The sequence below is a fragment of the Acetobacter estunensis genome, assembly GCF_011516945.1.
Taxonomy (GTDB): domain Bacteria; phylum Pseudomonadota; class Alphaproteobacteria; order Acetobacterales; family Acetobacteraceae; genus Acetobacter; species Acetobacter estunensis.
Window position 1 is genome coordinate 1 of record NZ_WOTH01000008.1, and the last position, 12,411, is coordinate 12,411.

Consider the following 12,411-nt stretch of genomic DNA (forward strand, 5'->3'; position numbering starts at 1 on the left):
TTTCCAAGGCGTGCCCGGTCCTGTGCGATCTGCGATTGTGGGAGACCGTCCGCGCGCGCCGCACTGCTCCAGCCCAGAAACAGGGCCGATGTGCATAGGCCTGTGAGGAGGAAAAAGCGTGGTTTCAGGAAAGGGGAGCGGGTTTGAGACAAATAGGTAGGTAGAGTGTGCATGGAGTGCGAAATCCGAAAAGCATTTGCAATGGAGCACGTCCTGAAACTGTCATGTGGCTGCAATCGACAGAATGTGTCTGTTTTTGGCATTAGCCCATGTGGTCAGGAGCGAAGAGAAAGTTCGCTGCGTCAGTTGGTGCGCCGCGCGAATCTTTGACTTTCCGGCATCGCCTCAAGGCAGCTTTGTATGAAAAAGAAAGGCATATTATCACTCCAGCCGCCGACACATCCCGATCGGGGCAGGTTAAAACGACGACAGCAGGTCTCCTGACTTGTGGATCATCATCGCATCCCCGACCTTCCCGGCAGTCAGTGCCAGTGGTGTCAAAAGACGTGGAAGACGCGACCTACCATTTACAGTTGCGGGAACAGTTGCCGACTTGTCTGCGGACAGACGCACGGCATTCCCTTTTCACCCGCTTGCGCGGGACTATCGACAATTGGAGCGGACCATGCCGTTCCAGCGCATCACTCGCAATATCCACAAGGGAATATCGAACGTGTTTCTCCTCAGCCATGCAGGGTTTGCTGACAGGTGTGACCTGGAGGGTTCGAAAAACCCTCTTTTACAGCCAATTTAAAATGATAACTCATTGATATTGTTGTGTCTGGAAGATCCGAAATCGGGGTTTTTAGAACCCTCCACCTGTATGTAACACTATAACATTTCCATGACGATGCAGATGGATGAAAGGCGCCTGCCACTGGCCTTCAGTCGTGCTAGACTTATGAAATGTCCTACGCCGATTTCGTCCATCTCCGCGTCCATTCCGCCTATTCCCTTAGTCAGGGCGCCATCCGAATCCCGGAGTTGGTGGGGCTTGCCCGCGGGATGGATATGCCCGCCGTCGCGATTACGGATACGGGCAACCTGTTCGGTGGACTGGAGTTTTCGCAGTACTGCTCGGGGAAGGGTGTGCAGCCCATCATCGGGTGCCAGATCGGGCTGCCCCCACGTGATGATCGACCCTCTGCCACTTCTGAGCCGATTGTGCTGCTGGCGCGCGATGAGCAGGGATTGGCCAATCTCCAGTTTCTGTCTTCGGCGGGATTTCTGGAAGGCGATACGAGCGATCCCTCCATCAATCTCGATCTTCTGTGTGAGCGTAGTCAGGGATTGTTCCTGCTGACTGGTGGCACGCGGGGGCCACTCTATCAGATGCTGGCGGAAGGCCAGCAGGACATGGCGCAGGCATGGCTGGCGCGATTGCACGAGGCTTTCGGCGATAATCTTGTGGTGGAACTCAACCGTTTCGGCGTGCCGATCGAAGAGGCGGTCGAACCGGGCGTGCTTGCACTTGCAGACCGAATGCATCTGCCAATTGTTGCGACCAATGAATGTTTCTTTCCACGTCCCGAGATGCATGAGGCGCATGATGCGCTGATCTGCATCGCGCAGGGGCGGACCATGGCGGAAAAAGACCGCTGGCGCGTTTCGTCGGAGTGCTGGTTCAAGCCGGCCGCCGATATGCGTGCCCTGTTTGCGGACCTGCCGGATGCTTGCGACAACACGCTGGCCATTGCGCAAAGCTGCGCGATCAAGGTGGAAACACGCAAGCCGTTGCTGCCAATGTGCCCAAAGGTGCGTGAGGGGCAGACGGAGGATGAAACCGTTCGAGGTATGGCTCGAGAGGGGCTGGTCAGGCGTCTGGACGCGATCAACGCGGACGAAGAGACGCGCAAGACGTACTCCGAGCGACTGGAGTTTGAACTCGACATCATCTCCAGCATGGGGTTTCCGGGCTACTTCCTGATCGTTGCAGACTTTATCCAGTGGGCGAAGGCGCATGACATCCCGGTAGGGCCGGGGCGCGGTTCGGGTGCCGGTTCGCTCGTGGCCTATGCGCTGACCATTACGGACATTGATCCTATCCCTTTCAATCTGCTGTTCGAGCGCTTCCTGAACCCGGAACGTGTCTCAATGCCGGATTTCGATATCGATTTCTGTCAGGATCGACGTGACGAAGTGATTGCCTATGTCCGGCGCGAATATGGCGCGGATCGGGTGGCGCAGATCATCACGTTCGGAAAATTGCAGGCGCGCGCGGCGGTGCGCGATGTGGGGCGTGTTCTGGGGCTACCTTACGGCATGGTCAATCGCGTGGCCGAGTTGATCCCAAACAATCCAGCCAAACCTGTCACGCTCAAGGACGCCATTGCGGGCGAGCCGAAACTGCAGGAAATGCGCGATAACGATGAGGCGCTGCGGCGTCTCATGGAAATTGGGCAGCAGCTTGAGGGGCTGTATCGCCACGCGTCTACGCACGCCGCCGGTGTGGTGATTGGAGATCGGCAACTTGTCGATCTTGTCCCGCTTTATCGCGATCCGAAGAGCGATATGCTGGTGACGCAGTTCAACATGAAATATGTTGAGCAGGCGGGGCTTGTGAAGTTCGACTTTCTCGGCCTGACCACGCTCACCATCCTTCAGCGTGGTGTCCGGTTCTTGAAAGATCTTGGCATAGAAGTCGATCTTTCAAAAATACCGCTTGATGACAAATTGACCTATGAAATGCTGGGACGTGGTGACACGGCGGGCGTGTTCCAGTTCGAAGGCGCGGGCATGCGTGACGTGCTCAAGCAGATGCGGCCATCGCGGCTGGAAGATCTGATCGCCGCCGTGGCGCTGTATCGTCCGGGACCGATGGCGAACATTCCCGATTATTGCCGGCGTAAGCACGGGGAAGCCTGGGAGCCGCCGCACGAAGAGATCCGTGACATTCTTGAAGAGACCTATGGCATCATGGTCTATCAGGAACAGGTCATGCAGATCGCCCAGAAGATGGCGGGCTACAGCCTTGGTGGCGCCGATCTGTTGCGGCGCGCGATGGGTAAGAAAATTCGCGCTGAGATGGACAAGCAGCGCGAAATCTTCACCGAAGGTGCTACAGGGCGCGGGATTCCGAAAGAGAAGGCGGGCGAGGTCTTTGACCTCATGGCGAAGTTCGCTGACTATGGCTTCAATAAATCCCACGCGGCGGCTTACGCGCTGGTGTCGTATCAAACGGCGTGGATGAAGGCGAACTATCCCGTCGCGTTTCTGGCGGGCTGCATGTCGCTGGCACGCGAACGCACGGAAAAGCTGGCGGCCCTGCGGCAGGAAGCGGAACGACTTGGTATTCGCGTGCTGCCGCCTGACATCAATCGTTCGGATGCGGATTTCACGGTTGAGAAGCAGGACGATGGCTCCTACGGTATTCGTTATGCACTGGCGGCGGTGAAGAAAGTCGGCTTTGCCGCCATGCAGGTGTTGGCGGCGGCGCGGGGAGGAAAACCCTTCCGCGATCTGGCAGATTTCGCAGCGCGGATCGATCCGAAAAACCTCAACAAGATGCAGCTTGAAAATCTGGCGCGTGCCGGAGCGTTCGATTCACTCGATCCCAATCGTGCGCGCGTGTTCGGGGCTATCGAGACGATCCTGCGAAGTGCGCATACGCGCGCGCAGGAAGCGGCAAGCGGGCAGGCGGGGCTGTTCGGTGGCCCGACGGAGCCTGAGCCGCTGCGACTGCCAAACTGCCCGCCATGGCCCGAGTTCGAAAAACTGTCTTATGAAGCCGAGGCTATCGGCTTTCACATGACCGCGCATCCGCTGGATTCCTATAAGGCGGCAATGCGAAGGATGGGTGTCGTGCCGATGTCACGCCTGTTAACGGCGGCGGAAGGGGGCGTGACGCGTGTGAAGATCGCGGGTTGCGTGGTGGATCGCAAGGAGCGTCCGACACGCACGGGCAGTAAGATGGCATGGGTCAATCTCTCGGATGCCAGTGGCAGTTGTGAGGTGACACTGTTCTCCGAGGTTCTGGGGCGTGTGCGTGAACTGCTTGTGGCGGGGCGGGCTGTTCTGGTGACAGCCGATCTCAAGCTGAATGGGGAAGCGCTCCGGATCACGGCCAGCGACCTGGTGGATCTGGAAGAAGAAGCCTCACGCGCAGGTGGGGAGATGCGGGTCTGGCTGGACAGCGCGGAGGCTATTGCCGGTATCAAGGCGATTCTGGCGCGTCAGGAAGGAGGACGTGGTTCGGTCGTCCTTCTGCCCGGCATTGCCGAGACGCAGGAGGTGGAAGTGCGGTTGCCGGGGAGATACCGGATCAGTCCTGTCGTGGGACAGGCGCTCAAGACAGTCGCAGGCGTTACGCGAATAGATTCTATTTGATGCAACTTATGGTTGCATAAGGTTAAGGTTTATGGCATGCCTGACAGTAGCCTCATAAGGTTGGGAGAGGGCAGATGCAGATCGCGGCTGCTGGTATGGAAACGACACGGACGTCGGAGCGCATGACGGTCCAAGACAGTTCATCATCGAATGGAAGCGCCAACGTGGCTGTTTCCGCTTCGACGCCAACGGCGGCCAGTAATCTCCCGCCCGTCAATCCGGCGTCGCATATCGATCCCGGTCTGGGCATCGTTGTGGTGGAAACCTACAACACGGCGGGAGAGGTGATCAAGCAATACCCGACGGCGCATATGATGCAGCAGTATTCGTTGTTCGGTTTCAAAGCGAGCTGACGGAAGCATCGCCTTTTCGTGTTCTTGAGATGGATCAAGAAAACAGTCGGGGCAGGTCGCGCTGCCATGCAGAGCGCGGGACTTGCAATCGGTAGGCCACCGGTCGATCTTCTTCTGTCATAACGATGGACTGATCGGTACCGGGGCTGGACGCGAGGAATGTGATCCGCTGTTCCTGCCCGTGTAAGGTCACGTTGCAATGATCTGGAAACGGGAGATGCGGAAATGGTGATGCAGATGGACGTGGAGCGGCAGGCCTCTGCTCCGACGGAAAAGCCGGTTCGCCGCGATGAGTCTGCGGTTACGCGCGAACTCCACACCTCGACGGAGCCGGATCTGCGCCGCGTCGATCTCGATCCGAATTTCTGGTACCCGGTCGCTTGGTCGAACAAGGTCAAAGCAGGCAAACCGTTCGGAACACGCTACGGGGCAGATCCGATCGTCATCGTCCGTCCCGATAACGGTGCACCGATCTATGCTCTGGAAGACCGTTGCGCACATCGGCAGGTGCCGCTGAGCAAGGGCAAGGTCGAAGGCGATGTGGTAAAATGCTGCTACCACGGCTGGTCGTTTGACCGGAAAGGGTGCTGCGTGACGGTGCCTTATCTCAATAAGCCCGGTGTGGGGCGCGGCGTGAAGACCTATCCCTGCAAGGAAAGCGGCGGGCTGGTCTTCATTTTCCCCGGTGACCCGGCTCTCGCCGAGAAAATACCTGTGCCCGTTCCGTGTCAGGTGAACAACACCGAGGAGTTCAAGACGCGGCGCTTCGATCCGCACGTGAAATGCCACTACAGCTTCATGCACGAAAACCTGATGGACATGAATCATCAGTTCCTGCACCGCAAGCAGATGGGGCAGATCACTGCCCGCTTCCTTGGTCAGGACAAGGGTGAGAACTTTGTGGAGGCCAGCTACAGCTTCGCCCGCAAGGGTGGCGAGCAGCCTCTGGCGGAACGTCTGCTGTTCGGACGTCACGACAAGACCATCGACGTGAAGGATCAGCCGATTGATGAGGTCGTGACGATCCGCACGACCTATCCGTACCAGACGCTCCAGATACGCGACAAGGACGGGGATCTTATGATGGATCTGTGGGTGGCCTATGTGCCGCTCGGGGAGCATCAGGAAGAAACGCAGGCTTATGGTCTTCTCTCCGTGCGGCGGCCGAAGATGAAGTTCCTCCTTGATCTGGCGTGGCCCGTGTTGGGCATCTTCACGAACCGTATCTTCATGGAAGACAAGGAAATCGTGGAGATGGAGCAGGAGGCGTGGCGCGAGCTTGGAGGAGACCACAATGTGGAGGTCTTCCCTGTGGTCCGTAATCTTCGGGAGCTTTTGCGCCGTTCGGGTGTGCCTGAACAGGCGTAAACGCTCTATTCCGGGCAGCAACCGCCGCCCGGAGCCTGTCATCATATCTGCGCGGGCGTATTTCTTGCCTTTCGAGGGCAAAGGCGGCATATACGCCCCGTTCGCGTCAGGTGGCGCGGAACTTCACACGCAGCGTCCGTCCTGGTGTCCGGCATGACCGGATCTGGTGCGCTGCGGAGGAACAACCGGAACACAAGGATTCTGCATCATGGCGATGCCTGATTTCACCCTGCGCCAGCTTCTCGAAGCCGGTGTCCACTTCGGCCATCACACCCGTCGCTGGAACCCGCGCATGGCGCCGTATCTGTTCGGCGTGCGCAACCAAGTTCACATCATTGACTTGCAACAGACGGTCGTTCTGCTTGATCGCGCCTTGAAGGTCATCCGTGACACGGTGGCAAGCGGCGGTCGCGTCCTGTTCGTGGGCACGAAGCGCGCGGCGTCCGATCTGGTGGCTGAATCCGCGCAGCGTTGCGGTCAGTATTACGTCAATCATCGTTGGCTCGGCGGCATGCTGACGAACTGGAAGACCATTACCGGTTCGATCAAGCGTCTGCGTCGCATCGAGGACATCCTTGCTGGTGAGACGCAGGGTCTGACGAAGAAGGAAATCCTCGACATCACCCGCGACAAGGACAAGCTTGAGCGTTCGCTGGGTGGTATCAAGGAGATGGGCGGTCTGCCCGACATCCTGTTCGTCATCGACACGACGAAAGAGAAGCTTGCAATCGAGGAAGCCAACAAGCTCGGTATTCCGGTTGTGGCCGTACTCGACAGCAACTCGAACCCTGAGGGCGTGACCTACCCGATCCCGGGCAACGATGACGCTATCCGTGCAATCGAGCTGTATTGCAACCTTGTCTCCGGTGCCGTGCTTGACGGTATCTCGGCTGAGCTGGGTGCTTCCGGTCAGGACATCGGTGCGGCGGAAGAGCTTCCCGTCACCGAACTGATGGAAGAAAAGGCGGTTGCCGAGCAGGCCGTCGCTCCGGCTGAGGCTGGCTGAAGACATACGGGACGTTTCTCCTCTCCTGTCCTCTCATGGGCGGGATGAGGCGACCCCGCAGAATTGATGCAGGCACGTTGCCCGTCGTGGTGACGTGCTTGCTGCTATTGTGGAGATAAGATCATGGCGGAAATCACTGCTGCACTCGTCAAGGAACTGCGTGAGCAGACCGGCGCGGGCATGATGGACTGCAAGAAGGCCCTCAACGAGGCCGCTGGTGACATTGAGGCGGCCGTTGACTGGCTGCGCAAGAAGGGCCTTTCGGCTGCGGCCAAGAAGTCCGGTCGCGTGACGGCGGAAGGTTTGATTGGCGTTGTCTCCGAAGGCAAGCGTGCGGCGATGGTCGAGGTGAATGCCGAGACTGACTTCGTGGCCCGCAACGAAGCATTCCAGAACTTTGTGGAAGAAGTGGCGAAAGCTGCTCTGAAAGCTGGTGACGATCTGGAAAAGCTGAAGGCCGCTGTCGTAGCGTCTGGCCGTACGGTGGCTGACGAACTGACGCACCTGATTGCCACCATCGGCGAGAACATGTCGATCCGTCGGGCGCGCGTTTTGGAAGTGCCGTCAGGTGTGGTTGCAACGTACATCCACGGCGCGCTGAAGCCCGGTCTGGGTAAGATCGGCGTTCTGGCCGCTATCGAAGCCCCTTCCGAGAGCGATGCGATCGAGGCTCTTGGCCGTCAGGTTGGCATGCATGTCGCCGCGACCCGTCCGAGTGCTCTGGACATCAGCAGCGTCGATCCGGAGTCGATTGAGCGCGAGCGTTCGGTGCTGCGTGAGCAGGCTCTGGCTTCGGGCAAGCCGGAAGCCATTGTCGAGAAGATGATCGAGGGGCGTATTCGCAAGTTCTATGAGGAAGTCGTTCTTCTGGAGCAGGTGTGGGTCCATGACGGCGAGAGCCGCGTGAAAGCCGTTCTCGACAAGGCTGGCGTGAAGCTTGTTGCGTTCGATCGCTTCCAGCTCGGTGAAGGCATCGAGAAGGAAGAGAACGATTTCGCCGCTGAAGTTGCCAAGGTTGCTGGCAGCTAAGGTCAGGCGTCGTTGACGATGCGCGAGGGCGGGGCATCCCTGAACTGGGAGGCACCCGCCCTTGTTCTTTCCAGCACTCCTTTTTCCGAAACGGATGCCCTCGTGCATCTGTTCGCACCGGCGCAGGGCGTTGTGCATGGATTGGTAAAGGGCGGTGGCGGCCGTCGCAGCGCAGGCATCTGGCAGATGGGTAATCTTGTGCAGGTGACGTGCTGGATGCGTTCGGAAGGCCAGCTTGGGCTGGTCTCTGGCGAACTCGCAGCAGCGAATGCCGCTCGTGCAATGAATTTTCGGGCAAGCCTCGCCTGTCTTGCATCCGTTTGTGCGGTTACGGATGCGGCTCTTCCCGAAGCCGAACCCTATCCGGGTCTTTGTCAGGATACGGCAGGTTTTCTGTCCATGCTGGGAACGGAAGGTGAGGCAGGGCAGGGTGCCGAGATTGCCACCCTTGTGGGCTGGGAGATCATTTTTCTGCGCGATCTGGGGTTTGCGCTCGATCTTTCCTGTTGTGCCGTGACGGGCGACACGGAGGATCTGGTGTATGTATCCCCCCGTACTGGTCGCGCGGTCTCACGTGCCGGCGCGGGGAAATGGGCATCCCGTCTTCTGCCGTTGCCTCATTTCCTGTTGGACCCGTCGGTCAATGGAACGCCGCAGGACTGGGACGACGGTCTGCGCCTTACGGGCCATTTCCTGATGCGGGACGTTTTCGGCCCCGTTCACCGCCCCTTGCCAGCCGCACGTGTTCGACTTGCCGACATGGTGCGAGCTTTGATCCCGACGGTTTCCTTAGGCGAGGAAGGCTGAAACGCTTCCCAACGTGTCGAAGCACGCGGAAACATGCGTTCGGTGCGGCACAAAAGTTGCGCCGGAAAGAGAGCCGGTCGTCACAATCGTGCCGGCTGTGATCGGCAACCCGCGCTCGGCGGCATGTCGCGCCAGCCAGACAAGAAGTCGTAGGGGGTCGCCTGCAGCGTTGCCACCGATACGCTCGGCCGTCTGACGATGATCAATGCGCAGCACAAAGTGCTCCGAGGCGGGATCGAATGTTTTCCAGTGAGAAAAAGCTGCTCCAACGACCAGCGCGCCATGGCTTTGCTGATCGGCCATATGCGCGAGAGAAGGTTGAGAGGCCGGGCGCTCATACCGTGTGTCCACAATCTCAATGACGGGATGCACGCTGCCGATAGCATTGAGCACTGTCTCGCGCGTGATGGTGTCTCCCACATCATGGGCAAAGCGCCATGCTATTTCCGTTTCCACACCGCGATGGCGCAGGAAGTCGGCGGGAATGATGGCGCCATCGGGAAAGAGAGTGTCCTCGTGAAGTGGGGCGGCGGAAGGTTCGGCCTCCGGGCTGCTGGCCCCCACTTTCCATCCGCGCACGGGACCGAGTGCGGCTGCCACGCTGTTTTGGACCGCATAAGCCTCTGTCACCATTGTTGGCACGAGATCTGTGGGAACCTGTGTCAGAGGAGCCGACACACCCTTGCGGACGGAAAGCAGATGGGCGGCAAGAGAGGCAGTCGCGGATGTCATGGAAAGAATCCTTTGTTCTTCGATGAGAAGAATGTGTCCGCATCATGAACGACCGCCGGAGTGTTTGTCTTTTCGAACCTGACGCGAAAAAGAGTATCAAGCATGGGGACAGAACTGCAAAGAGACGGCTTTTGATTTGATGACGGTCTCCATTGAGCGGGCGAATGTTCTTTCCGGCCGATTTTGCAACTCATGCCGTCAGGTCAGCCCGATAAGGTGCAGCAACATCAGACTTATGGCCGCGAGTGTGAGCAGTGAGAGAATTACGGCTCCTGTAACGGGCCCACCCGCTTTCATGACGGTGCGTATATCCACGCCCAGACCCAGTGCCGCCATCGACACTACCGTCAGGAATGTCGCCAGATTGCTTGCTGCCCCTGCCATCGTTTCGGGAATGAACCCAAGGGAGCGGCAGGCTGCCAGCCCAAGAAATCCGACGATAAACCACGGCACGAGATGGGATAGTCGGGTTTGTCGGCCCTTAGGCGTAGTGATCGCGTCCTCAACCGTAGTGAGATGCGGGGTTGCAAGAGAGAGCGCGACGCAGACCGGGCCAAGCATCAGCACCCGCACCAGTTTCACCAGCATGCCCGTCTGGACAGCCGTTGCGCCGAAAGGGGCTGCGGCCGCGAAGACCTGAGGAACGGCATAGACGGTGAGACCGGAGAATGTACCGAACGCGGCATCGTCCATATGGAGCATCAGGCCGACTACAGGCAGGCCCAGCACGACCGCAACACCCAGAATGGCCGTAAAGGCGATGGAAGCCGCGACATCCTCACTGTCCGCGTTGATGATGGGAGCCACGGCCGCGATGGCGGAGTTTCCGCAAATGGAATTGCCGCACGCCACCAGCATGGCCATGCGCCATGGCAGACCGATCAGGCGACCGATGCCGAAGCTCAGGGGGATGACAAGCGCTACGACGCTAACAATGCCTGCAAGAAGAACGGGATTGATCGCTTGAAGCGTTCTGGCGCTGACCGAGGCGCCCAGCAGGACAACCGAGATTTCCAAAAGGCCTTTCGCGCCGAAAGCGATGCCCGCATGCCATTTCAGGCTTGGGTTCCACAGTGTTCGCAGAACGGCCCCCAGCAGAATGGCCAAAACGAGGGCTTCCAGCCATGCCTTGCCGAAAACCACCTGTTCTCCGGCTTGCAAAGCATAGGCCATGGCTGTGACAGCCAGACATAGAGCCAGGCCGGGGCCGAGGGCGCGTAACCGACAAATTCCTGCGTGGTGGTGCGCGAGCGATGCGTGCTGGACCTGTGAGACCATGACGGTGTCCTCCCGTCCATTGATCTAGGTGCTTGCAATCAATCACTCCAACGCATTGTAATAGTCATTCTGATCGTATTTTGTGATTGATTGGAAGCATGACCCTTGAACAGCTTCGCATTTTCGTGGCGGTGGCCGGGCGCGAGCATATGACGGCTGCGGCCCGTGCACTGAACATCACGCAATCCGCAGTTTCGGCGGCCATTTCAGCACTTGAGGAACGGCATGGCATCCGGCTGTTCCATCGTGTTGGACGCGGTATCAGCCTGAGCGAGGCGGGCCGACTGTTTCTGGACGAAGCGCGGGCTGTGCTGGCGCGGGCTTCAGCCGCCGAAAACGTGCTGGACGAGTTGGGTGGCCTGCGGCGTGGAACTTTGCGGGTCGTGGCCAGCCAGACCATTGCAGCCTACTGGCTTCCGCCCATTTTCGCGCTCTTTCGTAGGCGCTATCCTTTGCTGGGAATGGAACTGTCCATCGGCAACACGCAGCAGGCGGCTGCGAAAGTGCATGCTGGCGAAGCCGATCTGGGATTTGTGGAAGGAAAGGTGGATGACCCAACATTGGCTCACTGGCCGGTTGGGGAGGATCGCCTGCTGCTGGTCGGTTCGGAACCGTTCGGGAAGAGAGAGATTGACGCGGCGTGGTTACAGAAGGCGCATTGGGTCACGCGTGAACCGGGGTCTGGCACCCGGTCCACACTTGATGAAAGCTTGCGTAAAATCGGTGTCGATCCGGATGATCTGCACGATGTCCTTGTGCTGCCATCGAACGAGGCGGTGCGCACAGCCGTCGAATCGGGCGCAGGCATTGCCGCCCTGTCTGCGCTGGTGGTCCAGCCAGCCTTGGCGGCAGGACGGCTGCACGCTGCGCCACTCGAATTTGGACCGCGCGTTTTCTTCGGTCTGCGGCACAAGGAGCGTTATTGCAGCAAGGCGACCGATGCATTTCTCGAGCTGATGAAAGAATATCAGGCGGGACGATAGGCTGCAGGAGAGGCGCTCCTGTGGCGTTTCTTACCATTCGGCTCCGATGACATGCTTGGGCTGGTTCGGGCCCGGATCGGCATTGGCGGACCACACGCTCCAGTCCCAACCGGGATGCTGGTTGATTTCAGCCGTCATGGCGGGCTGGGAGGGAACGGGTTCGAGCGTGTGGCGGGTGTAGTCTATAAACGCGGACTGACTGCCCATGTAGACACAGCCGCAGCCGATACGGTCAGCATAGAGGTAGACCGGGCCGGATGTGGTCGGGCGATAGGTCATTACGCCCGCAGGCAGCAGGTTCATCATTTCGTAACGGGCCGTGGTGTTGGCATAGTGCGCGGTGAAGCCGCTCATGGCCAACTGATCGCCCGCTTTGAGAAAGCGGTCGGCCGGGGAGCAGGCCGACAGCGTGCCAATGAGGATGGCAAGCGGGGCGAGGCGGAGTGGCAATCCGCATCGAACGCGGGTCGGGACGTTGGCCAAAGCGTGTCTCTCCGTTATTGGGTGCACACGACGGAGGACACGGGAC

At 59.1% G+C, this 12,411-nt stretch carries 10 protein-coding genes and 1 riboswitch; of the genes, 7 read left to right on the top strand and 3 right to left on the bottom strand.

The window, feature by feature from the left end:
• Positions 1 to 413: 413 nt before the first annotated feature.
• Positions 414 to 623, bottom strand: a riboswitch (cobalamin riboswitch).
• A 283-nt stretch (positions 624 to 906) separates the two neighbouring features.
• The 6 genes from dnaE (at position 907) to recO (ending at position 8,889) form a co-directional block, all read left to right on the top strand.
• Entirely contained in the window at positions 907 to 4,326 is a 3,420-nt protein-coding gene (dnaE, locus tag GOB87_RS05575) for a DNA polymerase III subunit alpha (protein ID WP_166313643.1), read from the top strand.
• A gap of 74 nt (positions 4,327 to 4,400) precedes the next feature.
• Complete coding sequence (locus tag GOB87_RS05580; protein ID WP_166313645.1) at positions 4,401 to 4,679, top strand: hypothetical protein; 279 nt, start codon at positions 4,401 to 4,403, stop codon at positions 4,677 to 4,679.
• Positions 4,680 to 4,910: 231 nt separating this feature from the next.
• Positions 4,911 to 6,047 (top strand): Rieske 2Fe-2S domain-containing protein, encoded by a 1,137-nt coding sequence (locus GOB87_RS05585; protein ID WP_373320754.1) that lies wholly within the window; start codon positions 4,911 to 4,913, stop codon positions 6,045 to 6,047.
• Positions 6,048 to 6,255: 208 nt separating this feature from the next.
• Entirely contained in the window at positions 6,256 to 7,053 is a 798-nt protein-coding gene (rpsB, locus tag GOB87_RS05590; protein ID WP_166313647.1) for a 30S ribosomal protein S2, read from the top strand.
• A 123-nt stretch (positions 7,054 to 7,176) separates the two neighbouring features.
• A complete protein-coding gene (gene tsf / locus GOB87_RS05595; protein WP_166313649.1) occupies positions 7,177 to 8,082 on the top strand; it encodes a translation elongation factor Ts in 906 nt (301 codons plus the stop codon).
• A 39-nt stretch (positions 8,083 to 8,121) separates the two neighbouring features.
• Positions 8,122 to 8,889 (top strand): DNA repair protein RecO, encoded by a 768-nt coding sequence (gene recO / locus GOB87_RS05600; protein WP_166313829.1) that lies wholly within the window; start codon positions 8,122 to 8,124, stop codon positions 8,887 to 8,889.
• Here recO and GOB87_RS05605 read toward each other — a convergent pair.
• Both GOB87_RS05605 and GOB87_RS05610 read right to left on the bottom strand, forming a co-directional pair.
• Positions 8,872 to 9,621, bottom strand: a complete 750-nt coding sequence (locus tag GOB87_RS05605) for a 2-keto-4-pentenoate hydratase (protein WP_166313651.1) — start codon at positions 9,619 to 9,621, stop codon at positions 8,872 to 8,874. The two genes, recO and GOB87_RS05605, sit on opposite strands and share 18 nt — an antisense overlap.
• A 198-nt stretch (positions 9,622 to 9,819) precedes the next feature.
• Positions 9,820 to 10,899: a YeiH family protein gene (locus GOB87_RS05610; RefSeq protein WP_166313653.1), complete on the bottom strand. Its 1,080-nt coding sequence runs from the start codon at positions 10,897 to 10,899 to the stop codon at positions 9,820 to 9,822.
• Between the two features lie 98 nt (positions 10,900 to 10,997).
• Between GOB87_RS05610 and GOB87_RS05615 the strand changes: the two genes are divergently transcribed.
• Positions 10,998 to 11,882: a LysR family transcriptional regulator gene (locus GOB87_RS05615; RefSeq protein ID WP_166313655.1), complete on the top strand. Its 885-nt coding sequence runs from the start codon at positions 10,998 to 11,000 to the stop codon at positions 11,880 to 11,882.
• A 30-nt stretch (positions 11,883 to 11,912) separates the two neighbouring features.
• On the opposite strand, the gene GOB87_RS05620 is transcribed toward GOB87_RS05615, so the two are convergent.
• A complete protein-coding gene (locus GOB87_RS05620) occupies positions 11,913 to 12,365 on the bottom strand; it encodes a hypothetical protein (RefSeq protein ID WP_242006183.1) in 453 nt (150 codons plus the stop codon).
• Positions 12,366 to 12,411 lie beyond the last annotated feature (46 nt).

Excerpts from the sequence above, each read along its gene's own strand:
- GOB87_RS05585 (WP_373320754.1), top strand. The coding sequence starts at position 4,911 with ATGCAGATGGACGTGGAGCGGCAGGCCTCTGCTCCGACGGAAAAGCCG.
- GOB87_RS05605 (WP_166313651.1), bottom strand. The coding sequence starts at position 9,621 with ATGACATCCGCGACTGCCTCTCTTGCCGCCCATCTGCTTTCCGTCCGC.
- GOB87_RS05580 (WP_166313645.1), top strand. The coding sequence starts at position 4,401 with ATGCAGATCGCGGCTGCTGGTATGGAAACGACACGGACGTCGGAGCGC.
- rpsB (WP_166313647.1), top strand. The coding sequence starts at position 6,256 with ATGGCGATGCCTGATTTCACCCTGCGCCAGCTTCTCGAAGCCGGTGTC.
- GOB87_RS05610 (WP_166313653.1), bottom strand. The coding sequence starts at position 10,899 with ATGGTCTCACAGGTCCAGCACGCATCGCTCGCGCACCACCACGCAGGA.
- tsf (WP_166313649.1), top strand. The coding sequence starts at position 7,177 with ATGGCGGAAATCACTGCTGCACTCGTCAAGGAACTGCGTGAGCAGACC.
- GOB87_RS05615 (WP_166313655.1), top strand. The coding sequence starts at position 10,998 with ATGACCCTTGAACAGCTTCGCATTTTCGTGGCGGTGGCCGGGCGCGAG.
- dnaE (WP_166313643.1), top strand. The coding sequence starts at position 907 with ATGTCCTACGCCGATTTCGTCCATCTCCGCGTCCATTCCGCCTATTCC.